Origin of the sequence: Micromonospora sp. GCM10011541 (assembly GCF_042650725.1) — a bacterium.
Taxonomy (GTDB): Bacteria; Actinomycetota; Actinomycetes; order Mycobacteriales; family Micromonosporaceae; genus Micromonospora; species Micromonospora sicca.
Window position 1 is genome coordinate 460,136 of the sequence record NZ_JBHSBP010000055.1, and the last position, 24,655, is coordinate 484,790.

Consider the following 24,655-nt stretch of genomic DNA (forward strand, 5'->3'; position numbering starts at 1 on the left):
GCAGGGCGCAGCGGCGCCGGCCCTGAGCGGGCCGGCGCCGGCACCGGGACGCGGGGCGCTGCCGGTACGCCGGCGTCCAGGTTCACGACGGTGGCCGACCGCGCCCTCCCCGGCTGCGACCGGCCACCGTGTCCGTGCGGTGCGGGATCAGTACGAGTACCCCGAGCTGCCGCCGTCGGAGCTGCCCGAGTCACCCGACGCGGGCGGGGCGACCGCCTTCGGCGTGCCGGTGGGCAGGCAGGTCAGGTTCTTCTTGCCGTTCGGGTCGACCACGAACCAGGTGCCGCCGACGCCCTGGCCCTTCCACTGGCCCGGCTTCTTGTCGCCGATGTAGCGGTAGACCGGCCAGCCGCCGATGGTGATCTGCCGGGTGCCGTCCTGCCGCGTGACCGTGCCGACCTTGTCGTCGGAGACGCCCTGGAGCTGCGGGTTGCCGTCGGTCAGCGCGGGCGGCCAGACCTGGGCGCACTTGTCCACGCAGTTCGACGACGGCGGGTCGGCGGAGTCCTTGTCGAAGCGGTAGAGGATCCAGCCGTCCTGGTCCATCACGACGTTGCCCATTCGGGGCACCTTCTTGCCGACCAGTTGGTCGGTGAGCCGGACGTCCGCTGGCGGCGCCTGCTCGGTGGCGGGGGCTTCCGCGGTCGCGGAGGCCTCCGGTTCGGCCGCCGCGGTGGGTTCGGCCGCGGCGACGGCGACCGGCTCGGCCGCGCTCGAGTTCGCCCCGTCGTAACCCGCGGGAGCGCAGGCCGTTAGTGCGACCATCGCGCTCGCGACGATGACGGTCGTCCGCTTCAGGTGTGCCACGTGCCCTCCTCATTCTTGGCAGTTCACCCGGTAGTACGGGTGGTCCGCTGTCAAGGTTGAAGGGGAAAGGGTGCTCCATTTCACAGTGGATCGATTGAACCGATCCGCGCCCGGACCCGTACGGGAGCACGTCGGGTCCGCCCCGCCGCGCACGCCGCAGCGGCGCCGGGCGATGTCGCTGCCCGGCGCCGCCGTCAGGGCGGATCAGAGGTCGGCCACCGTTACCAGCGGACTGGCGATCCCGTTCACGTCGACCGACTGCACCTGGATCTTCTCGATGTCCGGCAACCCTGCCGAGGTGGACGCGCTCAGCTCCAACGGGAGCTGATTGGTGCTCGTCCCGTAGCCGCCGCCCGGCACCGACCAGGTCGAGACCACCTCGCTGGTGGCGTTCTTCCGGATCACCACCAGCCGGCAGGTGCGCGGCCCGGGCAGCCTGGTCAGCTGAAGATCGATCTTGGTGCCGTACTCCTTCGAGGCGACCCACATCGTCGTCTTCACCCCGGTGGCCGGATCAGTGGCGTTGTGCTTCTCGCCCTCCTGCTCGTTGCCGCCGGTGCCCGGGTCGCCCGGATCGGACGTCGGGTCGGCCGGGGGGCCGGTGACCGGCGTGGTCAGGGTCGGCTCGGCCTGCGGGATCCGCTCCCCGTCGCCGCCGCCCCTCAGGCCGGCGACGCCGACGCCGCTCAGGCCGCCGAAGACCACCACCGCCGCCGCCGTGGCGAGGAGCCGCCGGACCCGGGTACGCCGGCGGTGCAGCCGCACCGCCACCAGCGTCCGGTCCAGCAGGGCCGGGTCGGTCCGGGTCTGTTCCAGCGCGGTCATCGTCTCGCCGTCGATGCCGGAGAGCAGCCCCACCACGGGGACCATGGTCTCCAGCTCCGCGGCGCACGCCCAGCACGTGGCGAGGTGCTCCTCGAACCGTTCGGTGTCCTGCTGATCGAGCACGCCGAGCGCGTACGCGGCCACGTCCATGTGGTCTGCCCGGCTCATTCCGTCACCCCCCGTTCCTGCAGAGCCGTGCGCAGCGCGCGCAGCGCGTAGTAGACGCGCGACTTGGCGGTGCCGAGCGGAAGGCCCAGCTCCTCGGCCGCCTCCGGCACCGTCCGGCCCCGGAAGTACGTCGCCACCAGGATCTCCCGGTGGGACTGGCTCAGGGTACGCAGCGCGTCGGCGACCGTCATCGTGCGCAGTACCCGGTCCGTGCTGTCCGCCTCGGCGAACGCGGTCAGGTCCCGGTCGTACGTCTCCGCCGGGCGGGCCTGCTCGCTGCGATGCTCGTCGATGGCGATCCGCCGGGCCACGGTGACCAGCCAGGGGCGCAGCGACCCCTGGCCGTGCGTGCCCAGCCGGTGCGCGTTGCGCCAGGCGCGCAGCAGCGTCTCCTGGACGATGTCCTCGGCGCGCTGCCGGTCACCGCCGGTCAGCCGCATCACGAACATCAGCAGCGGGCCGGCGTGCTCCGCGTAGAGCAGCCGGATCAGCTGGTCGGAATGACTGGCCTCAGGGGACGCCGCCTGGTGGCGTCCGGGCGCCGGTCGTGGCGTCACCGGGCCATTCTGGCGATCGGCGGGGCGGCCGTCGACCCCACGGCCCGCCCTCGACGCACGCGACTGGGGCTGCGCCCGGGCGAACATCCACTCGGGCCGCGCCACCTCGCCGTGCCAGCCGGCCGCCACCGCATGCATGCAGACCTCCGGGTGTCCAATGACATCAGCCGGCCCCCCACGGGCATGGCCGCCCGTGGATACGGAGTGGCCCGCTCAGCGGATCAACGGCGCACGGAAAAAATTCCGGGCGGGGGTGGGGTGGAGGCGGTGGCGTCCGCGTCGCGGACCACACCGGCGCCGCCGGCGAACCGGTCCAGCTCCTCGCCGGCCAGCACCCGGCCGGGGAACCAGTCGCCGGCCGCCCGCCGGGTCAGCTCCGGCACCGGGGGCTCGACCCGGCCGGCCACCAGCACCAGGTTGCCGTAGCGCCGCCCGCGCAGCACCGCCGCGTCGCCGACCAGGCAGGCCCGGGGCAGCACCGAACGGACCGTGGCGACCTGGGCCCGGGCGTGCCGCAGCGGCGGGCCGTCGGCGATGTTGGCCAGGTACCAGCCGTCCGGCCGGAGCACCCGGGCCACCTCGGCGGCGTACTCCACCGAGGTCAGGTGGGCCGGGGTGCGGGCGCCGGCGAAGACGTCCGCGACCACCACGTCGTAGCTGGCGTCCCGGCTGGCGGTCAGGGTGGACCGGGCGTCGGCCACCCGGACCCGCAGCCGGGGATCGGTGGGCCAGGGCAACGCCCGCCGGACCAGCTCCACCAGGGCGCCGTCCACCTCGGACACCCGCTGGGTCGAGCCGGGCCGGGTCGCGGTGACGTACCGGGGGAGGGTCAGCGCGCCGCCGCCGAGGTGCAGCACCCGCAGCGGGGCGCCGGGCGGGGCGATCAGGTCCAGCGCGGCGGCCAGCCGCCGGACGTACTCGAACTCCAGGTGGGTCGGGTCGGTGAGGTCCACATGGGACTGCGGGGCGCCGTCGAGCAGCAGCGTCCACGAGCCCGCCCGGTCCGGGTCCGGCAGCAGCTCGGCCTGCCCGGTGTCGACCTGCTCGACCACCCGGTCGGCGTCGCGTCGGCGGCCCATCAGCGCCGGATCCCGCGGGCCGCCGCGATCAGCACCCGGTGCAGCAGGCGGGCGTCGCCCAGCAGCCCGCGCAGTCGACGCTCCAGCCCGGCGATGGGGACGAGGTTCTGCGGGGCGCGCGGGTCCTTGTACGGGGTGGAGGCGAACCGGGGCAGGGTGACCAGGGAGAGGTCGGCCAGGCCGATCGCCTCGGCCGGACTCAGCTCCGCCGAGCACTCCATCCGCACGATGCCGGCCCAGGGCGCGCCCGCGGCCACCGGCAGCCGCAGGTACCACGAGTAACCGCCCCAGGCGGTGCCGAGCCGGAACACCGGGGAGCGCTGGCCCGGGGCGAGCCCGGTCACCACCGCGGTCAGCCGGGCGTCGAGGTACTGGCTGTGCTGGGTCTTGATGTAGCCCAGGGTGCGCGGCAGCTGCCGGCGGCTGCGCAGTGGACCGTCCACCACCAGCAGGTCACCGTCGACCCGGGCGGCGTCGGAGACCGCCACCTCCAGCGCGGTCAGCGGGCCCTGCACCGCCGCCGGGAGCTTGCTCAGCTCACCGGTGCCGCCGACGCGGTGCACCGGGTAGTGGATCCGGCCGGCCAGCACGTCCTGGGCGGACGGACTGGCGGTGAAGAGGCCCCGGCCGACCCGGGCGCCGGCCAGCTCCGCCGCGCCGCGCTCCAGGTCGCAGCGGACCACCCCGGCCGCGTACGAGGCGGCGATGCCGGGGAACGACCCGCCGTCGTCCTCGGCCGTCCAGACACTGGCGTCGATCCGGCGTACCCCGTCGACGAGCAGCACCACGTCCGGGGCGGGCAGGTCCCGGCGGGCCCCGATCGCCCGCCAGTCCGTCGCCGGCAGCTCCACGTCCGGGTCGACCTGGGCGCTGCTCGGCGCCGCCGGGCCGCCCGCCGACGCCTCGAACGAGGCGCCGTACGCCGGGTCCCAGGCGTCGACGAAGAACCGGGGCCGGCTCACCGGGCCGCCACCCCTTCGTCCGCGACCGGACGACTCCGCCGCGCCGCACATCTCGCGCTCACAGGCCGGTCCGTTCGACGCGGGCCGTGCGGGCGTCCTTGCGGACCTCGTAGCGGACCGGGATCCGCTCCGCGAGGGCCGGCACGTGGGTGACCACGCCGACCATCCGGTCGCCGCGGGCGGCCAGGCTCTCCAGGGTCGCCGCGACGGTGTCCAGGGTGGCCGCGTCCAGCGTGCCGAAGCCCTCGTCGAGGACGATGGACTCCAGGCTCGCCGCGGTGGTCGACATCCCGGCGAGCTGCTCGGAGAGCGCCAGCGCCAGCGCCAGCGAGGCCTGGAACGTCTCCCCGCCGGAGAGGGTGCGCACCCCCCGGCGCAGCCCGGCGTCGTGGTGGTCGACCACGAAGAACTCGCCCTTGTCGTGCACCAGGTCGTACTGGCCGCCGGACAGCTCCCGCAGGATCCGCGACGCGCCGTCGACCAGCAGGTCCAACGCCTCGGCCAGCAGCCAGCGCTCGAAGTTGTTGGCCCGCAGGTGCCCGGCCAGGGCCCGGGCGACCCGGGCCTCCCGCTCGTGGCCGGCCCGCTGCTCGCCCAGCTCGGCGGCCTGCTCGCGCCGCTCCACCAGTCGCCGCAGCTCGGCCTCGGCGCGCTCCACCGCCACCGCGGCGGCCCGCCCCGGGTCGTCGGCGACGGCCAGACCGGCGGCGGTGAACAGGGCGGCGATCCGCTCCGCCACCTCGGTCGCCGCCGCCTGGGCCGCGGCGACCGAGTCGACCAGTCCGCCGCGGTCGGCCCGCCGCCGGTCGGCCTCCCCGCCGGCCCACCCGGCCAGGGCGGCCCAGGCGGCGGCCACGTCGTCCCGGTCGGCGGCCGGCGGGCCGAACCGAGCGAGCCGGTCCCGGGCCGTGTCGAAGTCGCGCCACGTCCGGCGCAGCCGCTCCTCGGCGCCGTCCAGCGCGCCCCGCGCCCGCCGGGCGGCGTCCCGGCCGGCCCGTACCGCGGTCGCCGCCTCCTCCAGCGCCCGGCGCAGCCGGGTCTGCTCGTCCAGGGCCGCCCGCAGCGCGGCCGGCGCGGCGGCGTCGGTGAGCTGGGCGTCCAGCTCGGCCAGCCGGGCCCGCAGCTGGTCGTGCTCGGCGCGGGCGCGCAGCAGCACCCGGTCCAGGTCGCGGGCGGCCGCGTCGCGCTCCTGCACGGTCCGCTTCGCCGCCTCGCTGGCGGCCCGGGCCGCCTTTCCCGCGGCGGTGGCCCGGGCCACCGCCGAGCCGGCCGGCACCGCCGGCACCCGGGACACCACCTGCTCGCAGACCGGGCAGGGCGCGCCGTCCACCAGGTGGGCCCGCAGGGCCACGGCCTGGTCGGTGGCCTTCGCCTCCTCGTGCGCCCGGAACGCCGCCGCCAGCTCCGCGTCCGCCCGCTCGGCCGCGGCCCGCGCCTCGGCCAGGGCCTGCGCCGCCGCGTCGTGTTCGGCCTGCGCCGCGGTCACCGCCGCCCGGACCGTGTCCGCCTCGGCGGTCAGCCGGTCCCGGTCGGCGTGCGCCTTCAGCAGCAGGCGCAGTGCGCTCTCGTCGCCCGCCGCGGTCAGCTCGCCGCGGAGCTTCTCCTCCCGCTCCTCGGCGAGCGCCACCGCGGCGACCGCCTCGTCGGCCGCGGCCCGCGCCGTGGTCACCGCGCGGGCCAGCTCGGCGATGCCGTCCGGCGCCCGCACCCCGGCCAGCACCGTCAGCTCCGCGTCGAGCCCGGCCAGCGCCGCCGCCACCTCCCGCGCCGTGGCCCGCGCCCCCTCCAGCTCCGGTACGGCCACCGCCACCGCCCCGGCCAGCTCCCGCATCCGGTCGACCCGCGCCTGCGCCCCGGCCACCGTCTCGTCGTCGACGGCGGCGAGCCCGGCGAGCATCCGGTCCACGGCCTCCAGCTTCGCCTCGGCCTGCGCGGCGCGTTCGGTGGCCCGCTTCTGCACCTCCTCGTAGACGCCGAGGCCGAGCAGGTTGACCAGGATCTGCTGCCGGGTGGCGGGCTTGGCGTGCAGGAAGTCGGCGAACTGGCCCTGCGGCAGCACCACGCAGGAGGTGAACTGCTCGTACGGCAGCCCGACCGCCTCCAGCACCGCGTCCTCCATCTCGGCGGGGGTGCCGGCGACCACCTCGCCGAGATCGTCCGGGCTGAGCCCGGTGTCGAGCTTGGTCACGTCGAAACCGGCGGGCATGAGCTGCAACCCCGCGTTGGCGGTCTTCACCGCCCCCCGGCCGTCCCGGCGCACCACCCGGGTGGCGACGTACCGGTCGCCGGCGGACTCGAAGACCAGCCGGACCCGGGCCTCGGTGGCCGACGGGGCGAGCGCGTTGGCCAGACCCCGGGTGCCGCCCCAGCGCGGCACGGTGCCGTAGAGCGCGAAGCAGATCGCGTCGAGCACCGTGGACTTCCCGGAGCCGGTCGGCCCGACCAGGGCGAAGAAATCGGCGTCGGTGAAGTCGACGGTGGTCTCCTCGCGGAAGACGGTGAAGCCCGCCATGTCCAGCCGGATCGGTCGCATCAGCGGTCGACCTGCTTCCTACTGTTGCTCATGAGTGAGCGGTTCGGATGTCTCGCTCTCCGCTCGGTGGTGGCCGGGCTGGAGTCCTGGACCGGCAGTCTGGTCCGGTGGCGATCGGTCCTGTCCTGCAGGATCTGCCTCACTGCGTGGTGCGGGGTGTGCAGGGCGATGTCGGGGTCGCCGGCTCGCTGCAGGATGTTGATCGCGGCGTTCACGTCGGCCTGCCACACCACCCCGCACGAGGTGCAGTGAAGCCGGTCCCCGTTGCGTCGGCCGAGCCGGCCGCAGCGGTGACAGGCTTGTGAGGTGTAGGCGGCGTTGACGTGCACGAGCGCAGAACCTCTGCGCTCCGACACGCTTGTGAGGGCCTCGGCGGTGACCCCTTTGGTCCACGCGGCGAGGCGCCGGTCGACATTGCGGCCGAGCGTCCTGCGCCCGGCGAAGCTCTTGGTGAGGTCTTCGGCGACCACGGTGGCGGCCTTGTCGGCGACCCGGTCCGCGGCGGTGAAGATCTCCGTGCGCACCCGGGCACGGTGGCGGGCGGCCCGTCGGTCCCGCTTGACCGTCCCGAGATTGTTGACCGTGATCCGACGTGCCTTCGCGTGGTCACCACGCAAGGCGGCGGTGTTCGCTATGGAGCGCAGCTTCGCCCGACGCCGGTTACGTTCCTTCAACCGGTCCGACTCGCTGGTCAGCAACTCGCCGAGGCGGCTGCCGTGGCGAACGCCATCGGAATCGGTCAGGGCCTCGGTGTACCCCTTGTCGACGCCGACCGTCGCGTCGCCGCACGGCCGCTGCGACGACCGCATCTGCGACGCGTCGATCTGGTAGTGCACCTCGACCCGGCCGCCGCGCAGGATCAGCCGCAGCGTGCCAGTCGGGGCGACGGTCGTGGACAGCGGGATTCTCACCATCTGGCGGCGTTCGAGACCGGGAACCGCCAGCCACAACCGGCCGCGCCCGTCGGTGACGGTGTTGTGCTGGTCGGCGCGCACCACGATCTGATCGTGCGTGCGGTTGCGGCCACGCTTCCAGTGCTTGCGCGTCTGCCGAGCCAGGAACGGGTCACCAGCCCACCGGTCAGCCGCCAGCGCGGCCAGCATTCGCTTGCGCTCGCCAGGATCGCCCGTGCGCCGGAAGACCGCCCGGCGGACCTGCACCTTGGCCGAGGCCAGGTTCGTCGCGATGTCGGCCATAGCGTCGCGGACCGTTTCCTTCCACGCATTCGCCAGCACACCGAACCGCACATGCGTGCCGTCGACCAACCACCGGTCCCGCACCTGCCGGTCCCTCAGGCCGGACCCGACTCCACTAATCGAGCCGTAACGCTGCCACACCTCACTGCGAACCCGACCCAACCGACGGGCCTGCTCCAGCAACGCCGCGTACTTACCCGAGTTCAGGCGCGCCGAGTAAGCAATCCGGGTGACCCTCACCGCTCGCCCCCCACGGTCAGATCCGCCCCCTTCCGAGTTCCTTCACGTAGCGTCGCAACCCACACAGCAGACACGAAAGGCGGGCACGACCGCCAGCATGTCCTCAAAGCAGAGAGAGCCGACAACTAGTCGACCTCCTCGAGGAGCTCGTCGAAGAGCTCCTGGACGCCCTCGTCGACGTGCCCCCGGCTGCCCAGGTAGTCGGCGAAGAGCTCGCGCGGCGACCGGCCGGCCCGCTGGGCGGTGCGGGTGCCGCTGCCCGGCGCCGGGACCAGCTCCGGGTCGATCCGGATCTCCAGCGCGCGGGGGAGCAGCTCCTGCACCTCCTCGCGCAGCCCGGCGCGGGGCTGCTCGCGGACGTACACTCGCAGCCAGCCCTCCGGCGCCTCGAGCTCGGCGAGCTGGGCCAGGGTGCCCCGCACGGTGCGCAGCGGGGTCGCCCCCGGCACCGGCACCTCCCGGATCTGGGCGGCGGTCCGGGCGGTCACCTCGACCACGGTCACCGAGCCGACGTTCTCCTGCTCGCCGAAGTCGACGGCGAGGGGGCTGCCGCTGTAGCGGGCCGGGCAGGGGCCGATGACCCGCTGGGAGCGGTGCAGGTGGCCGAGCGCCACGTAGTGCGCGGTGCCCGGGAAGACGGTGGCCGGTACGGCGTAGCCGAGGATGGTGTGCGCGTCCCGCTCGCCGCCGCCGGTGCTCGCCCCGACCACGGTCAGGTGGGCGGTGACCAGGTGCACCCGGTCGGGCTCGGTGAAGCCCTCGGTGAGCCGGGCGAGGACCCGGCCGAGGTGGTCGGCGTACGTCTGGTTGGCCTCGGCGGCGGTCAGGTCGTACATCTCCACCGCGCGGACCGCGTACCGCTGGGACAGGAACGGCAGCGCGGCGAGCTGCCAGCGCTCCCCGTCGGCGGTGACGCCGTCGATGACGTGCTCGGCCGGGTTGTCCCGGACGCCGCCGCGCAGGGTGATGCCGGCCGCCTCGGCCCAGGGGCGCAGCGCGTCGAGGGCCTGCCCGTTGTCGTGGTTGCCGCCGATCGCCACCACGTCCGCGCCGGTGCGCCGCAGCGCGGTCAGCGCCCGGGTCACCAGCCGGGTCGCCTCCGGGGTGGGCGCCGCGGTGTCGTACAGGTCGCCGGCCACAATGACCAGGTCCGGGCGCTCGGCCCGGGCGATCTCGATCACCTGGGCCAGCACCTGCTTGTGCTCCTCGGCCCGAGACTGTCCCTTGAGGACCTTGCCGACGTGCCAGTCGGAGGTGTGCAGGATCTTCATGGCTGGATCACCTCAGAACGGGATGTCGTCGTCGGTGGTGGCGCCGGAGCCGACCACGGCGAACGGGTCGGCGGACTGGGTGATCGAGCGCAGCGTCTCCGACGGCGCCCGGCCGGCCTCGGAGACCCGGGTCGCCCAGGCCGGGAAGGGGAACTCCAGGCACAGCGGCACCGGGATGTCGGGCTGGTTGACGAACATGGTGCCCGGCTTGGCCAGCAGGGCCCGCTGCCGCTGGGCCGGCGGGAGGAAGCCGTACTCGGGGCGGGAGGCCTCGGCCGGGTCGAGCCGGCCGACCACCCGGATCGCCGAGTTGGTGACGATGCGGCGCTCCACCTCGCTGGCCGTCTGCTGCGCCCCGACCAGGATCACCCCGAGCGAGCGGCCCCGCTCGGCGATGTCCAGCAGCACCTCCTTGATCGGGGAGGAGCCCTCGCGAGGGGCGTACTTGTTCAGCTCGTCCAGGACGACGAAGAGCAGCGGCTTGGCGGTGCCGGCCTTCTCCTTGCGCTCGAACTCGCTCTTCAGCGTCACGCCGACCACGAAGCGCTGCGCCCGGTCGGGGAGGTTGTGCAGGTCCACGACGGTGACCTGGGCGCTCTCCGCGGTGTTGATGCTGTGCGGGCGGCGGGTGGCCAGGTCGCCCCGGAGCAGCCGGCCCAGGTCCTTCTTGCTGCCGATCAGCCGCCGGGCGAACGCGTTGACCGTGCCGAGCCCGACCGCGCTGCCCGCCCACTCGGACCGGGTCTCGTCGTCGTTGAGCTGCTCGACGATGTGGTCGACCAGGTCGGCGTACGACCCCAGCCGGACCCCGTCCAGGCTGACCCCGCCGTCCGCGGGCTGGGCGTACCGGGCCAGGTGGGCGGCGACCGAGTGGACCACCATCGTGTACTGCTGGCGCTCGTCGTCGGCGTCCGCGAAGACGTACGGCAGGAGCCGGTCCGCGCAGAACTCGGTGAGGGTCCAGTAGAAGCTGTCCACGCCGGTGAGCCGGCTGCTCACGTCCGGCGTGCCGGAGGAGTCGCCGACCCGGGGCGGGGCGTACACGCGCACGTCGGGGAACGCGCCGGCGTCCAGCCCGAGCTTCGCGTACCCGGCTCGGGTGGCGTCGTCGAGCCGGGTGTTGGGGTGGTCGAGGAAGAGCAGGTCCTCGCCCTTGACGTTGAAGATCAGCGCCTTGGCGTTGACCGCGTCGCCGCCCAGCACCCCCGAGCGGAAGACCGAGTAGAGCAGGAAGGTCGCGAAGCTGGTCTTGGTGGCCACCCCGGAGATGCCGGAGATGGAGACGTGCGCGCCCCGGGTGCCGTCGAGGAAGTCGGCGTTGAGGTAGACCGGCACGCCGTCCCGGCCCATGCCCATCGGGATGCGCCGTTCCATCCGGTCGAAGTGCAGCGCCCGGGCCCGGGCGTCGCCCTCGGCCCGGTGCACCACCGCGCCCGGCGTGGGTGGCACGTAGAACTCGGGGTCGACCCGGGTGGTGGTCACCTCGGCGGCCTCCTGCACCTGGGCCGGCAGGGTGCCGTCGGCGATGGCGAAGACGTCGGAGTCGAACTGCGCCCCCTCGTGCCGGGCGCGGACCTGGGTGACCACGCCGGCGATGGTCACCGGCTCGCGGTCGGGCAGCTCGCGGCGGGTCACCACGACGTCGTCGAGCTGGAGGTAGCTGCCGGGGGCGACGGCGGTCCAGAACGTCAGCGGGGTGGCGTCGGCGGTGCCGAGCACCCGGCCGACCCCCTCGCCGGAGCCGTCGAGCAGGTCGTCGGTCATCGGCGGACTCCGGTCAGCTGGTCGTCTCGGTCGCGGGGCACGACCTGCATCCTGCCCGAGGGATGCGACAGGTTGCCACGCGACGCGGCGGACGCCACCCGAGGTCCTCCGCGCCCTCGCGCAACGGGGTCGGTCAACCACACCGCGTGTCGGGGTGGCGCGATTCCCGCCCCGGCCGGGCATGATCCGCGAGATCCTGCAAGGGACCGGGGGAAGCGGGGAGCGGACGTGGGATCGAGACGGGGCCGGGTGGTGGCGCTGCTCGTCCTCGCCGGGCTGCCGCCGGTGGTCGAGCAGGCGGCGCTGGCCGCCGTCCCGCTGCACGCCGCCCGGGGACTCGCCCCGCAGGTCACGGCCGTCTGGCCGTACGACTCGTACCACGACCTGCGCTGGCTGCTGGTCTACCACGACTCGTGGCTCACGTTCGTGCTCGGGCTGCTCGGCATCACGTTGGCCCGGGGACTCCTCTCCGCCGGGCTGACCGCGCTGGCCTGGCCGGCCGGTACGCCGCGCCCTGCGTGGGGTTGGCTGGTGCGGCGCAACCTGGAGGTCGCGGTGCTGGCCGCGGTGGTGATCTCCCCCTGGGCCGCGCTCTCCGTCGCCTTCTCCGCGGTGGCGCTCTCCTGGTACCTGTTCGCCTCGCTGGGCCCGATGCTGGTGCTCGCCCCCTTCCTCGTCCGGGCCGGGGTGGCTGCCGGCTGGTGGCGGGGGTTGCCGACGATCGAGCTGTTCGGCTGGTCGGCGCTGAACTTCGTGCTGCTGACCCTGGCGGGCGCGCTGATCTCCACCACCCCCGGCTGGTGGGCGGTCGGGGTCGCCGGCCTGGCCGGCGTGGCGAACGGGCTGCTCTGGCAACGGACCGTGGCCGACGCGGCGCTGCCGGCCCGGATGCGCTGGCGACGGGTACCGGTTGCCCCCATCGCCATCGTCCTCACCATGGCGGGGGCGGTCTGGGCCCAGTCGCTGATCGGGATCGCCGCCCCCGGACCGGGGGTGTGGCGGCCGCCGGTCCTCACCGAACGGCTGCCCGACCGGGTCAACCACGCGGTGATCGTCCTCGACGGGCACGACTCGGACTGGGAGGGGGAAGCACCCGCCGACCCGCGGGTCGAGCGCTTCTCCTACGCGGGGCTGGACGCGCGTGGTCGGCCCCTGCCGTACCCGCCGGCGGCCACCCACCGGTCGCTCGACTCCAGCAGCGTCCTGCTCGCCGCCCAGGTGGACGCGCTGCACCGGCGTACCGGCCGGCCGGTGGCCCTGGTCGGGCAGAGCGAGGGCTCCATGGTGGTCCGGACCTACCTGGAGAAGTTGCCCCCTGGCCCGGTGACCGCGGCGGTGATGTTCAGCCCGCTGGTCCAGGCCGGGCGCACCTACTACCCGCCCCCGGGGCACGAGGGCTGGGGGGTCGCGACGGGCTGGGAGCTGCGCGTCCTGTTCTGGCTGGCGGGCCGGCCGCAACCAGTGAAGGACGACCCCGACGAGCCGTTCGTGCGATCGGTGCTGATCGACGCGCCGTTCTACCGCAACCGCACCCTCTGCCCGGTGCCGGGCGTCCGGATGATCGCCTTCCTGCCCACGGTCAGCGCCGCCGAGGCTCCGCCCGGGGAGTACAGCCGCATCCCGGTCTACCAGCAGCCCGCGTTCCATGGCGGCCTGATCGGCCAGCGGATGGTGGAGGACCGGGTGATCGCGTTCCTGGCCGGCGAGCGGGTGGAGCAGCCCCGCCGGGAGTACGGCCTGCTCCAGCGGCTGGGTGCCGCCTGGCAGGCGCCGCCGTTAGCGCTGTCGCTCAACCCGGTGTGGTCGGCGAGCCGGGAGGGGGACCCGGCGAGGACCGGCCGGGTCTGCGAGGCGCGCTGAGCCGATCCGGCCCGGGCGGGGCCGGCGTGCGACCGGGGACGGCGCGCCGGTGGCGGAGCAGCAGTCGGACAGCCGCCAGGTCGAGTGCGACCACCAGGACGGCCTGGATCGGCGCGTACGGCAGGAACAGCAGGTCGATGCCGATCGCCGCCGTGGCGGAGCAGACGGCGAGCGGAACGGTCCCGCGTCGACCGCTCAACGCCAGCAGGCCGGCGAGCGTCACCGCGGCGCCGACCGCGACGTGCAGCCACGCCCAGCCGGTGATGTCGACCTGGTACACGCCCTGACCGGTCTCGACCGTGAACAGGTTGCGCGCCGTGTACGGCCAGACCGACAGCACGTCGACCAGGCCGGCGCCGGCCAGTAGGCCGCTGGCCAGCAGGGGACGGCCGGCCCCGGCCGCGCCGCTGTCGCCCGCCCATGTGAACCGCATCGTCCCAGGCTATGGGGCCGAAGGGGCGGGTGCGGGCGGGTTCGGCGACCGCCCGCACCGGTGAACCCCGACTACGCCGGTGCCCGCGCCCGTCGTCGTGGTGCGTCTCAGTGGTCGGCGAGGACCTCGCGCAGCCGGGCGGCGAAGGCCGGCGGGTCCTCGACGAAGCCGATGTGCCCGCCGGGGAACATCGTGGGGGTGCCGCCCAGCGCCGCGGCCAGCGCCCGCGAGGTGCGGTCGCAGATCTGACCGGTCGACTGCTCGCCGAGGCCGACGACGACGCGGGTGGCACCGTCGCGCAGGGCGGCGACGTCGGGCCGGAACCGGGTCGTCCCCCGGATCATGTGGACGTACTGGAAGTGCTCGTCGGCGGCCGCCCGCGGATCGGGTTCGCCGCCGAACATGGCCTGGATCATCTCCTCGGGCAGCTCGATGTTCGCGTTGGCGAGGAACTTGCGCCCGGCGCCGAGCCGGTCCCCCGACCGGTAGGTGGCGATCATGTCCTCCTCCCGGGCCAGGAGTTCCGCGCGGTCGGCCAGCAGGCCGAGCAGCGGCGGCTCGTGCGCGATGACCGTGTGCACCTGCTCGGGGTGGGCCTCGGCGAGGGCGAGGACGGTCACCGCGCCGCCGCTGGAGCCGAGGACCGCGGCCGGGCCGGCGTCGAGGTGGGCGAGGAGCCGGGCCACGTCGTCGGCGCGCAGCTGTGGGGTCGAGTCCTGGTGGGGGTCGTGCAGGACGCTGCGGTTGATGCCTCGTGGGTCGGTGGTCAGCACGGTGTGTGCCACGGCCAGCAGGTCGGCCAGCGGTGCGAAGGCGCCGGCGTCCATCGGGGCGGCGACCAGGGCCACCAGCGGTCCCTGCCCGCGTACCTCGTAGTAGAGCCGCCCGTCCGGGACCTCCAGGGTCGCGGCGGTGACATGGTCGGCGGAGATGCTGCTCATCGGGGTCCTCCCGGTCGTGGCGATGGCGTTCACCATGCAGACTCCCGTCCTGGGGCAGAATCGTCGCTGTGAGCGTGACTTCCCGGAAGGGGGCGGCGGGCGCGGCCGACCAGGCCGCCTTCACCGCGCTGGTCGCACCGCTGCGCCGGGAACTGCACGCCCACTGCTACCGGATGCTCGGTTCCACCCACGACGCGGACGACGCCCTGCAGGACGCCCTGCTGCGGGCCTGCCGGGCTTCGCGGGACGCGGTTCGCTGCGCTCGTGGCTGTACACGGTGGCGACCCGTACCTGCCTGGACATCCTCGCGGGTCGCCGCCGCCGGGCACTGCCCGTCGACCTCGGCCCGGCGAGTGAACGCGCGGTGCCGGACAACCGTCCGGCCCACCACGTCGCCTGGCTCGGGCCGTATCCGGATGCCGGCCTCGCCGCCGGTCCGGCCGCCCCGGACGTACGCTACGAGCAGCGCGAGGCGGTCGAGCTGGCCTTCGTCGCCGCGTTGCAGCACCTGGCCGGCAACCAGCGGGCGGCGCTGCTGCTCTTCGACGTCCTCGGCTTCTCCGCCGCGGAGATCGCGGCCATGATGGACACCTCCACCACGTCGGTGAACTCGGCTCTCGCGCGGGCCCGCCGGGTCCTGGCCGAGCGGGTCCCCGCCGCCAGTCAGCAGCGGACCCTGCGCAAGCTCGACGACGCCCGCCTGCGGGACATCGTCACCGGGTACGCCACGGCGCTGGAGAACGGCGACGCCGACGCCCTGATCGCCCTGCTCACCGAGGACGTCACCTGGTCGATGCCGCCGATGCCGCACTGGTACCGGGGCCTCGACGCGGTCGCCGACTTCGCCCGCGAGGTGCCGCTGACCCGGTGCGGGAGCTGGCGGCACCTGCCGACCAGCGCGAACGGCCAGCCCGCGGTCGGGTCGTACCTGCGCCGGGGCGGGACCGGCCCGCACCTGCCGTGGTCGATCGACGTGCTGACGCTGCGGGGCGCGCGGATCGCGGAGATCACGTCGTTCGTGGCGGTGACGCACTTCCCGGTGTTCGGGCTGCCGGACGCGCTGCCGCCGGGGCCGGGCGAACCCGCCGGTGGTCCGCGACGGGACCCGCCCTAGGCGGCGGGGGCGGCGCCGGCCGGAGGTTTTTCCTGCGGGCCTCGGGCGTACCGCAGCATGAGCGTCCCGTCGGCGGCGGCGAGCACGTGCCGCAGCGGCAGCCGACGGGGCGCGCCGGCGTCCCCGGCGGTGATCCGGCCGGGGCCGGCCCCGGCCAGCAGCGGCGCGACGGTGAGGCAGAGCTCGTCGACCAGGTCGGCGGCGGTGAGCGCGCCGAACAGGTGCGGGCCGCCTTCGCAGAGCAGCTGGTCGAGCCCGCGCCGGCGCAGCTCGGCCAGGCCGGCGCCGAGGTCCACCCGGTCCGGGCCGCAGCGGACCAGGTCGGCGACCTCGGTGAGCCCCGGCGGCGGCTCGGCGGCGTCGCGGGTGAGCACGAGCGGCCGGACCGGCGCGTCGGCGAACGCGGCCTGGGCCGGGTCGAGGTCGAGCGAGCCGGAGACCACCACGAGCGTCGGGTACTCGACCAGGCCGTGCTCCCGCCGCCAGGCCCGGCGCGGTTCGCTCAGCCGGACCGCCCGGTAGCCCTCGTGCCGGAGCGTGCCGGCGGCCACGACTAGGCCGTCGCAGAGCATCCGGAGCAGCCCGAAGACCCGCTTGTCCGGCTCGCCGGAGAGCCCTTCGGAGTAGCCGTCCAGGGTGACCGCGCCGTCGGCGCTGGTCACGAAGTTGACCCGCAGGTGTGGTCGACCGGCGCGGCCGTAGAGCGCGGCCAGCTCGGGGTCGGTCAGCGGCCCGGCGGCCGGCGCGGGCCAGACCCGGGAAATCGCCGTGCTGTCGCTCATTCGCTGGCCGGACCGGTGACCGGAGGGGTGGGTCGGGGGGTACGGTGCTGGCAGTCGCACCACTTCCGGCCCGGACAGTCGTCGTGCCGTCGCTCTCGGCACGCTCGGCAGATCATGCTGGCAGCCTATGCCGAGGGAGGATGGGACACCGATGCCGCGTCAGATCTTCCAGCTCACGATCTCCCTGGCCGGGGTCCGGCCGCCGGTGTGGCGGCGGGTCCTCGTCCCGGGTGGGTACACCCTGGACCGGGTGCACCGGGTGGTGCAGCACGCCATGGGTTGGCGGGACTGTCACCTGCACTCGTTCGAGATCGACGGGCTCCAGTACGGCGAGCCGGACCCGGACGGCGAGCTGGCGGTCCGCGACGAGTTGGACGTCCGGCTGGACGCGGTGGTCGGCAAGGGCAGCCGGTTCCACTACACGTACGACTTCGGCGACTGGTGGGAGCACGACCTGCTGGTGGAGGACGTGTGCACGGCCGACCCGGACGTGCGGTACCCGTCGTGTCCGCAGGGGGAGCGGGCCTGCCCGCCGGAGGACGTCGGCGGCCCGTCGGGGTACGCCGTCCTGCTGGCCGCGCTGACCGATCCGGCCCATCCCGAGCACCTGGCGATGCGGGAGTGGGCCGGCGCCGGCTTCGACCCGGACGCCTTCGACGCCGCCCGGGCGACCACCCTGCTGCGCCGCCTCTGCTGATCCGGGCTCTCCCGACCGGTTGAGACCGGGCTGCGCCGATCGTGGCGGTAACGATCTGGGAACGCTCCCATACGTCTGTTGACACCCCTGACCCCTCCCGTCACGCTCATGGGAGCGCTCCCGTGAGTGGCGCGGATCTCATCCGTGGCCGCTCCGGTCCCCCGCCCGCCGGCCTTGCGGCCGGTCGGCCGCGCCGCACAGCACCCCCCACCACACAGACACCAGCCTCACCAGCGAAAAGAGGGGTCTCGGATGAACGTCCCAATCCGTCGCCGCCGGTTCGCGGCCATCGCGGTCGCGTCCGTCGCGCTGCTCGCCACCGCCACCGCCTGCGGCGACGACTCGTCGGACGGCGGCAGCAGCGCCGACCCGGTCACCCTGGTCGTCGACGTCTTCGGCGACCAGGGCTTCGGCTACGACGAGCTGTACAAGCAGTACGAAGCGGAGCACTCGAACGTCAAGATCCAGGAGCGCGGCAAGGGCCTCGGCCTCGGCGACTACACCACCCGGCTGACCCAGCAGATCACCGCCGGGTCAGGCGCCGGCGACGTGGTCGCCCTCGAGGAGGGCACCATCGTCCAGTTCTACGCCCAGGCCGACAGGTTCGTGAACCTGGCCGACCACGGCGCGAACGACCTCAAGGGCAACTTCCTGCCGTGGAAGTGGGAGCAGGGCACCACCCCAGACGGCAAGGTGCTCAGCCTCGGCACCGACGTCGGCTCGATGGCGCTGTGCTACCGCAGCGACCTGTTCTCCGCCGCCGGACTGCCCACCGACCGGGAGCAGGTCGGCGCGCTCTGGCCCAGCTGGGACCAGTTCATCGCCACCGGCCAGCGGTTCGCCGCGGCCGACAAGAAGCACAAGTTCGTCGACTCGGCGACCAACTTCTACAACGTGGTGCTCATGCAGACCGCGGGCGCGGGCACCGGCTACACCTACTACGACAAGAGCAACAAGCTGGTCATCGGCGAGAACCCGGACGTCAAGGCGGCGTACGACCTCACCACCCGGATGATCGCCGCGGGCCTGTCGAACAACCTCCAGTCCTTCTCCAACGAGTGGAACGCCGGTTTCAAGAACGGCACCTTCGCCACCATCGCCTGCCCGGCCTGGATGACCGGGGTCATCAAGGGCCAGGCCGGTGACGCGGCCGCCGGCAAGTGGGACATCGCCAAGGCCCCGGGCACCGGCGGCAACTGGGGCGGCTCCTTCCTGGCCGTGCCGAAGTCGAGCACGCACGCCAAGGAGGCCGCCGAGCTGGCGAAGTTCCTGACCAGCGCCAAGGGTCAGACCGAGGCGTTCAAGAAGGTCGGCAACCTGCCCTCCTCGCCGCAGGCGCTGGCCGACCCGGCCGTCGCCGACTCGACCAACGACTACTTCAGCACGGCCCCGGTCGGCAAGATCTTCGCCACCGGCGCCAGCGAGCTGAAGCCGGTCTACCTCGGCCCGAAGAACAACGCGGTCCGCACCGCCGTGGAGCACAGCCTGCGCGCCGTCGAGCAGGGCAAGTCCGCGGTGGAGCAGTGGCAGGCAGCGCTGAAGAACGGCGAGGCCGCCGGCAAGTGACCCGGCCGGACCGGCCGCGGGTGGCGCCGACAGCCCGGCTGTCGGCGCCACCCGCGGTGTCCAGAGAGTCCCGGCGTCGCCCGTGTGGGCGGGTGACGCCGGCCGAGGATAAGGACCCGCAATGAGCCTCGACCTGCACACCGCGGCACCCCCGGGCGGCGGACCGTCCCGCGCCGTCCGTTCTCCGCGGCACCGCCCCGCCTCGCTCACCCGGCTGGACCTGACGTACTCGCCCTACCTCTACGTCCTGCCGTTCTTCGTGATCTTCGCCGGGTTCAGCGCCTACCCGATCGCGTACACCGTCTGGATCGCGCTGACCGACCGGTCGCCGCTGAACCCGACGATCTCCTTCGTCGGCCTGGACAACTTCGTCGAACTGATCACCGACGACCCGCAGTTCTGGAACGCCGTGGTCAACACGTTCGGCATGTTCCTGCTCTCCACGGTGCCGCAGCTGCTGCTGGCGCTGGTGCTGGCCAACGCCCTGAACCGGCGGCTGCGCGGGCAGACCTTCTTCCGGATGGCCATCGCGATGCCGATCATCACCTCCACCGCGGTGGTCGCGCTGATCTTCTCGATGCTGTACGCCAAGGACTTCGGCCTGGTCAACTGGCTGCTCGACGCCGTCGGCCTCGGCCCGGTCGACTGGCGGGCCAACCGGTTCGCCTCCTGGTTCGCGATCTCGACCATGGTCGATTGGCGGTGGGTCGGCTACAACGCCCTGATCTACCTGGCCGCCATGCAGTCCATCAGCAAGGACATGTACGAGGCCGCCGCGCTGGACGGTGCCTCCCGCCGGCGGCAGTTCTGGTCGATCACCATCCCCCAGCTCCGCCCGACGATCATCTTCACGCTGCTCATCTCGACCATCGGCGGGTTGCAGCTGTTCACCGAGCCGCTGCTGTTCACCAGCGGTTCCGGCGGCCTCTCCGGCGGCTCGGAGGGGCAGTTCCAGACCATCACCATGTACCTGCTCGACGTGATGAACCAGCGGTTCCGCTGGGGGTACGCCGGCGCGGTCGCGCTCGTGCTCTTCCTGCTCATCGCGCTGATGTCGACGGTGAACTACCTGCTGGCCCGGCGCATCAGCGCCGACAAGTGAGGTGACGAGATGACGACCACGACGCTCCGCCCACCCGTCCGCCCCGGCGGGAAACCGCGCGCCGCCGGCCACTCCGCCGAGCGCCTCTGGAAGGCCAGCCCGCTGACCTGGTTCGGCCTGGTCCTCGGCGTGATCCTGTCGCTCTTCCCGTTCTACTGGATGATCGTGATCGCGTCGCGGACCAACGACGCCGCCAACTCCTGGCCGCCGCCGTTCCTACCCGGCGGCAAGCTCGGCGACAACATCCAGCGGGTGCTCGCCAACGGCGACGCCAACATCGTCAAGGGCCTGCTGAACTCGTTCCTGGTCGCCGGCACGATCACCCTGGCCACGGTCTTCTTCGGCTCGCTGGCCGGCTTCGCCTTCGCCAAGCTCCGCTTCCGCGGCAAGAACGCGCTGCTGCTGGTCATCCTCGCCTCGATGATGGTGCCGATCCAGCTCGGGGTGCTGCCGCTCTACATCCTGATGGCCAAGCTCGACTGGCTGAACACCATGCCCTCGGTCACCGTCCCGTTCCTGATCGGCGGCTTCGGGATCTTCATGATGCGGCAGTACGCCGAGCAGGCGGTCCCGAACGAGCTGATCGAGGCCGCCCGGGTGGACGGCTGTTCGACGTGGAAGGTGTACTGGCACGTGGTGGTGCCGGCCCTGCGCCCCGCCGCCGCGGTGCTCGGCCTGCTCACCTTCATGGAACAGTGGAACCAGTTCTTCTGGCCCTTCGTGGTGCTGGCCGACCCGGCCAACCCGACCGTCCAGATCTCCCTGCGCAGCCTCAACACCGCCTACTTCGCCGACAACTCGCAGATCTTCGCCGGTACGTTGATCGCCACCCTGCCCCTGTTCATCGTGTTCGTTCTGTTCGGCCGCCAGATCATCGGCGGAATCATGGAAGGCGCCGTCAAGTCGTGAGCAACCCAGCCAGCCCACCCGCCGTCGGCGTCCTCGACCAGGGCCCGGAACTCACCTTCCCGCCCGGTTTCCTCTGGGGCGCGGCCACTGCCGCGTACCAGATCGAGGGCGCGGCGGCCGAGGGCGGCCGGACCCCCTCGATCTGGGACACCTTCAGCCACACCGCGGGCCGGACGGTGGCGGGGCACACCGGGGACGTGGCCTGCGACCACTACCACCGGATGCCCGACGACGTCCGGCTGATGGCCGAGCTGGGGCTGAAGTCGTACCGGTTCTCGGTGTCCTGGCCGCGGGTGCAGCCCGGCGGCACCGGCGCGGCGAACCAGGAGGGCTTGGACTTCTACCGCCGGGTGGTCGACGAGCTGCTGGCGCACGACATCGAGCCGTGGCTGACCCTCTACCACTGGGACCTGCCGCAGCCGCTGGAGGACGCCGGCGGCTGGCCGGCGCGGGACACCGCCGCCCGGTTCGCCGACTACGCCCAGCTCGTCGCAGCCGCCCTCGGCGACCGGGTGCGGTACTGGACGACGCTCAACGAGCCGTGGTGCTCGGCGTTCCTCGGCTACGGCTCCGGTGTGCACGCGCCGGGCCGCTCGGACGGCGGCGACGCGGTCCGGGCCGGGCACCACCTGATGCTCGGCCACGGGCTGGCGGTGCAGGCGCTGCGGGCGGCCCGGCCCGACGCCCAGCTCGGCATCACGCTCAACCTCTACCCGGTCACCCCGGCCAGCGACGCGGCCGCGGACGTCGACGCCGCCCGGCGGATCGACGGGCTGGCGAACCGGTTCTTCCTCGACCCCGTGCTGCGCGGGTCCTACCCGGCCGACCTGCGGACCGACCTGCGCGAGGTCAGCGACTTCGGGCACGTCCGGGACGGCGACCTGACGATCATCTCCAGCCCGCTGGACGTGGTGGGGATCAACTACTACAGCCGGCACGTCGTCGCCGCCCCGGTCGAGGGGGCGGAGCCGGAGGCGTACTGGCGGTCGCCGTCGTGCTGGCCGGGCAGCGAGGACGTCCGGTTCGTCACCCGGGGCGTTCCGGTCACCGACATGGACTGGGAGATCGACGCCCCCGGCCTGGTCGAGACGCTGGAGCGGGTGCACCGGGAGTACACCGACCTGCCGCTCTACGTCACCGAGAACGGCTCGGCCTTCGTCGACACGGTGGTCGACGGCCAGGTCGACGATCCGGACCGGTTGGCGTACTTCGACGCGCACCTGCGCGCCGCGCACGCCGCGATCAGCGCCGGGGTGCCCCTGAAGGGCTACTTCGCCTGGTCACTGATGGACAACTTCGAGTGGGCGTGGGGTTACACCAAGCGCTTCGGCATGGTCCACGTCGACTATGACAGCCAGGCCCGGATCCCCAAGTCCAGCGCCAGGTGGTACGCCGAGGTGATCCGACGGAACGGCCTGGCCGCACAATAGGCTCCAGGCCAGCCAGTAGCGGGCGGCCCGGCACCGACGCCTCAACCGGTGCCGGGCCCGTCCGACGTCGGAGGAGCACACGATGACAACGCAGCGCACCCGGTCGCTCGGGCGCCCGACCCTCGACGCGGTCGCGGCCCGCGCCGGCGTCGGGCGCGGCACGGTCTCCCGCGTGGTCAACGGCTCGCCCCAGGTCAGCCCGGAGGCCCGCGCCGCGGTCCAACAGGCGATCGCCGAGCTGGGGTACGTGCCGAACCGCGCCGCCCGGGCGTTGGTGACCCAGCGGACCGACTCGGTGGCGCTGGTGGTCTCCGAGTCCGGCGAGCGGGTCTTCACCGAGCCGTTCTTCGCCGGCATCGTCCGGGGCGTCAGCTCCGGGCTGCTGGAGACGCCGATGCAGCTCTGGCTGGCCATGGTGCAGTCGCCGATCGAGCGGGAACGGGTCGAGCACCATCTGACCAACCAGCACGTCGACGGGGTTCTGCTGCTCTCGCTGCACGACTCCGACCCGCTGCCCGCCCTGCTGGAGGAGCGGGGCCTGCCCACCGTGCTCGGCGGTCGGCCGGCCCGGATGCTGCACCCCGACGCCCAGCCGGCCTGGTTCGTCGACATGGACAACGTCGGAGGCGCCCGGCAGGCGGTGGAGCACCTCTTCGCGCGGGGGCGGCGACGCATCGCCACCATCGCCGGGCCGCAGGACATGGGCGCCGGCCTGGCCCGGTTGTCCGGCTACCGGGAGGCCGTCCGGGCCGCGGGCGCCCGCGTGGACGAGGACCTGATCGCGTACGGGGACTTCAGCGAGGGCAGCGGCACCGCCTGCATGCGGCGGCTGCTGGAGGTCTGCCCCGACCTGGACGCCGTCTTCGCCGCCTCCGACCTGATGGCCTTCGGCGCCCTCCGCACGCTCCGCGAGGCCGGTCGCCGGGTGCCCGAGGACGTGGCGGTGGTCGGCTTCGACGACGCGCCCATCGCCCGGCAGGCCGAACCCCCGCTGACCACCGTCTTCCAACCGGTCGAGGAGATGGGCCGGCAGATGGCCCGCCTGCTGGTCTCCCGCATCCGCGGCGACGAGGTCCCGAGCCCCCACGTCCTCCTCGACACGAAACTCATCCACCGCGCCTCCGCCTAATGGCCCCCGGCGCCCGGCTGAATCGTCTGCGACATCAGCGCCAAAGGCAGTCAGCGGTCGCGTCGGACCCCCGGACGGCGAGGAGAGGCGAACCTGCGGGCGGGCCGGACGGGACGAAGGTCCGTCACTTCTCCCTGACCGCGCGCAGGCCGTGCTCAACCAGCGGGGCCACCATGTCGCCGATCCGGTCGAACCCGCCACCGAGCGTCTGCCCGAGGGTGTGCCGGTAGTGGATCCCCTCGCAGATCACCGCGAGCTTGAAACAGCCGAGCGCCACATGCCAGTGCAGCGGGCCCACGTCGACGTCGCTGCGGCCGGCGTACCGGTCGATCAGCTCGTCCCCGCTGGGGAAGCCGGCGCGCGGGCCGATCCCGTCGGCCACCGGGTTGCCCTCGGCCAGCTCGCTGTCGCCCAGCACGCTCCAGTACGTCAGCAGCAGCCCCAGGTCCGCGAGGGGATCGCCGAGGGTGGCCATCTCCCAGTCCAGGACCGCCCGGACCGTGACCGGGTCGACCGCGGCGAGAAGGTTGTCCAGCCGGTAGTCGCCGTGCACGATCCGTCCCGCGTTGGCGCCCTCCGGCACGGTGTCGGCGAGCGCGTCGCGCAGCTCGTCGATGCCGGGCAGCTCCCGGCTGCGGGAGCGGTCGAGCTGGCCGGCCCAGCGGCGTACCTGCCGCCCCAGGTAGCCCTCGGGGCGGCCGAAGTCGGCCAGCCCCACGGCGGACGGCTCGACCATGTGCAGCGCGGCGAGGGTGTCCATCATCGCCATCGCCAGGTCGTGCCGCTGCCCGTCGGTGAGTGGGTCGGTCTGCGCCCGGGTCCGGTAGACCTGCCCGTCGACCTTCTGCATCAGGTAGAACGGCGCGCCGATCACCGCGTCGTCGGCGCAGAGCAGCAGCGCCTCCGGGACGGGGACCTCGGTCGGCGCCAGCGCCGAGATCACCCGGTGCTCGCGGGCCATGTCGTGCGCGGTGGCCAGCACGTGCCCGAGCGGGGGCCGGCGCAGCACCAGTTCGCGCCCGCCGGCGTGCACCAGGTACGTCAGGTTGGACTTGCCGCCGGCGATCAGCCGCGCCGACAGCGGCCCGGCGGTGAGCTCCGGCCGCCGTTCGGCCAGGTACGCGGCGAGCCGGTCGAGGTCGAGGCCCTTCGGGGACCGGTCGGCCGCCGAGCCGGTCGGGGTCTGGGCAGGGTCGACGGCCGGTTCGGTCATCCGGATAGTTGATGGCAGCTCAGCTTTCTTGTCAAGGTCGGATTTTCCGCCGGGACATGCCGCTGCAACAGGGGCGA

General features: G+C 73.6%; 21 protein-coding genes. 8 read left to right on the plus strand and 13 right to left on the minus strand.

The features are described 5' to 3' along the window. Positions 1 to 147: 147 nt before the first annotated feature. From ACFOYX_RS24205 to ACFOYX_RS24245, 9 genes are all read right to left on the minus strand, one after another. On the minus strand, positions 148 to 807 hold the full coding sequence (locus tag ACFOYX_RS24205; protein ID WP_322439149.1) for a hypothetical protein: 660 nt from the start codon (positions 805 to 807) through the stop codon (positions 148 to 150). A gap of 204 nt (positions 808 to 1,011) precedes the next feature. Beyond that, positions 1,012 to 1,800, minus strand: coding sequence for a zf-HC2 domain-containing protein (locus ACFOYX_RS24210; RefSeq protein ID WP_322439148.1), 789 nt, complete (start codon positions 1,798 to 1,800; stop codon positions 1,012 to 1,014). Then, positions 1,797 to 2,495: a sigma-70 family RNA polymerase sigma factor gene (locus ACFOYX_RS24215; RefSeq protein ID WP_322439147.1), complete on the minus strand. Its 699-nt coding sequence runs from the start codon at positions 2,493 to 2,495 to the stop codon at positions 1,797 to 1,799. Before ACFOYX_RS24215 ends, ACFOYX_RS24210 begins: the two co-directional genes overlap by 4 nt. Positions 2,496 to 2,578: 83 nt before the next feature. Then, a complete protein-coding gene (locus tag ACFOYX_RS24220; protein WP_109802974.1) occupies positions 2,579 to 3,436 on the minus strand; it encodes a spermidine synthase in 858 nt (285 codons plus the stop codon). After that, the gene (locus ACFOYX_RS24225) at positions 3,436 to 4,398 is read right to left on the minus strand and encodes a hypothetical protein (RefSeq protein WP_322439146.1); all 963 of its coding nucleotides are present in this window, start codon (positions 4,396 to 4,398) and stop codon (positions 3,436 to 3,438) included. The genes ACFOYX_RS24220 and ACFOYX_RS24225 overlap by 1 nt, the downstream gene beginning before the upstream one ends. A 58-nt stretch (positions 4,399 to 4,456) precedes the next feature. Beyond that, positions 4,457 to 6,931: an SMC family ATPase gene (locus ACFOYX_RS24230; RefSeq protein ID WP_322439145.1), complete on the minus strand. Its 2,475-nt coding sequence runs from the start codon at positions 6,929 to 6,931 to the stop codon at positions 4,457 to 4,459. Continuing rightward, positions 6,931 to 8,211, minus strand: coding sequence for a transposase (locus ACFOYX_RS24235; protein WP_322439144.1), 1,281 nt, complete (start codon positions 8,209 to 8,211; stop codon positions 6,931 to 6,933). The genes ACFOYX_RS24230 and ACFOYX_RS24235 overlap by 1 nt, the downstream gene beginning before the upstream one ends. Positions 8,212 to 8,492: 281 nt before the next feature. Next, entirely contained in the window at positions 8,493 to 9,638 is a 1,146-nt protein-coding gene (locus ACFOYX_RS24240) for an exonuclease SbcCD subunit D (RefSeq protein WP_322439143.1), read from the minus strand. Between the two features lie 12 nt (positions 9,639 to 9,650). Continuing rightward, positions 9,651 to 11,402: an ATP-binding protein gene (locus tag ACFOYX_RS24245; RefSeq protein WP_322439142.1), complete on the minus strand. Its 1,752-nt coding sequence runs from the start codon at positions 11,400 to 11,402 to the stop codon at positions 9,651 to 9,653. A 228-nt stretch (positions 11,403 to 11,630) separates the two neighbouring features. On the opposite strand from ACFOYX_RS24245, the gene ACFOYX_RS24250 reads away from it, so the two are divergent. Continuing rightward, positions 11,631 to 13,262: a hypothetical protein gene (locus ACFOYX_RS24250; RefSeq protein ID WP_322439141.1), complete on the plus strand. Its 1,632-nt coding sequence runs from the start codon at positions 11,631 to 11,633 to the stop codon at positions 13,260 to 13,262. On the opposite strand, the gene ACFOYX_RS24255 is transcribed toward ACFOYX_RS24250, so the two are convergent. Further along, the gene (locus ACFOYX_RS24255; protein WP_322439140.1) at positions 13,192 to 13,695 is read right to left on the minus strand and encodes a hypothetical protein; all 504 of its coding nucleotides are present in this window, start codon (positions 13,693 to 13,695) and stop codon (positions 13,192 to 13,194) included. The two genes, ACFOYX_RS24250 and ACFOYX_RS24255, sit on opposite strands and share 71 nt — an antisense overlap. Before the next feature lie 107 nt (positions 13,696 to 13,802). Next, positions 13,803 to 14,636: an alpha/beta hydrolase gene (locus tag ACFOYX_RS24260; RefSeq protein ID WP_322439139.1), complete on the minus strand. Its 834-nt coding sequence runs from the start codon at positions 14,634 to 14,636 to the stop codon at positions 13,803 to 13,805. Between the two features lie 277 nt (positions 14,637 to 14,913). Here ACFOYX_RS24260 and ACFOYX_RS24265 point away from each other — a divergent pair, with 277 nt between their 5' ends. Then, entirely contained in the window at positions 14,914 to 15,750 is an 837-nt protein-coding gene (locus ACFOYX_RS24265) for an RNA polymerase subunit sigma-70 (protein ID WP_322439138.1), read from the plus strand. Here ACFOYX_RS24265 and ACFOYX_RS24270 read toward each other — a convergent pair. Continuing rightward, a complete protein-coding gene (locus ACFOYX_RS24270) occupies positions 15,747 to 16,532 on the minus strand; it encodes a pyrimidine reductase family protein (protein ID WP_322439136.1) in 786 nt (261 codons plus the stop codon). The genes ACFOYX_RS24265 and ACFOYX_RS24270 overlap by 4 nt on opposite strands. A 151-nt stretch (positions 16,533 to 16,683) precedes the next feature. Here ACFOYX_RS24270 and ACFOYX_RS24275 point away from each other — a divergent pair, with 151 nt between their 5' ends. From ACFOYX_RS24275 to ACFOYX_RS24300, 6 genes are all read left to right on the plus strand, one after another. After that, the gene (locus ACFOYX_RS24275; protein WP_238453778.1) at positions 16,684 to 17,229 is read left to right on the plus strand and encodes a plasmid pRiA4b ORF-3 family protein; all 546 of its coding nucleotides are present in this window, start codon (positions 16,684 to 16,686) and stop codon (positions 17,227 to 17,229) included. A gap of 252 nt (positions 17,230 to 17,481) precedes the next feature. Then, complete coding sequence (locus ACFOYX_RS24280; RefSeq protein ID WP_322439135.1) at positions 17,482 to 18,795, plus strand: extracellular solute-binding protein; 1,314 nt, start codon at positions 17,482 to 17,484, stop codon at positions 18,793 to 18,795. Positions 18,796 to 18,916: 121 nt separating this feature from the next. Next, positions 18,917 to 19,897 (plus strand): sugar ABC transporter permease, encoded by a 981-nt coding sequence (locus ACFOYX_RS24285; RefSeq protein ID WP_322442854.1) that lies wholly within the window; start codon positions 18,917 to 18,919, stop codon positions 19,895 to 19,897. Positions 19,898 to 19,906: 9 nt separating this feature from the next. Next, positions 19,907 to 20,806, plus strand: a complete 900-nt coding sequence (locus ACFOYX_RS24290) for a carbohydrate ABC transporter permease (protein WP_322442853.1) — start codon at positions 19,907 to 19,909, stop codon at positions 20,804 to 20,806. Continuing rightward, positions 20,803 to 22,236, plus strand: a complete 1,434-nt coding sequence (locus tag ACFOYX_RS24295) for a GH1 family beta-glucosidase (RefSeq protein WP_322442852.1) — start codon at positions 20,803 to 20,805, stop codon at positions 22,234 to 22,236. The genes ACFOYX_RS24290 and ACFOYX_RS24295 overlap by 4 nt, the downstream gene beginning before the upstream one ends. A gap of 82 nt (positions 22,237 to 22,318) precedes the next feature. Continuing rightward, complete coding sequence (locus tag ACFOYX_RS24300; protein ID WP_109802985.1) at positions 22,319 to 23,365, plus strand: LacI family DNA-binding transcriptional regulator; 1,047 nt, start codon at positions 22,319 to 22,321, stop codon at positions 23,363 to 23,365. Between the two features lie 124 nt (positions 23,366 to 23,489). On the opposite strand, the gene ACFOYX_RS24305 is transcribed toward ACFOYX_RS24300, so the two are convergent. After that, a complete protein-coding gene (locus ACFOYX_RS24305) occupies positions 23,490 to 24,578 on the minus strand; it encodes a phosphotransferase family protein (protein WP_322442851.1) in 1,089 nt (362 codons plus the stop codon). Positions 24,579 to 24,655: the final 77 nt, after the last annotated feature.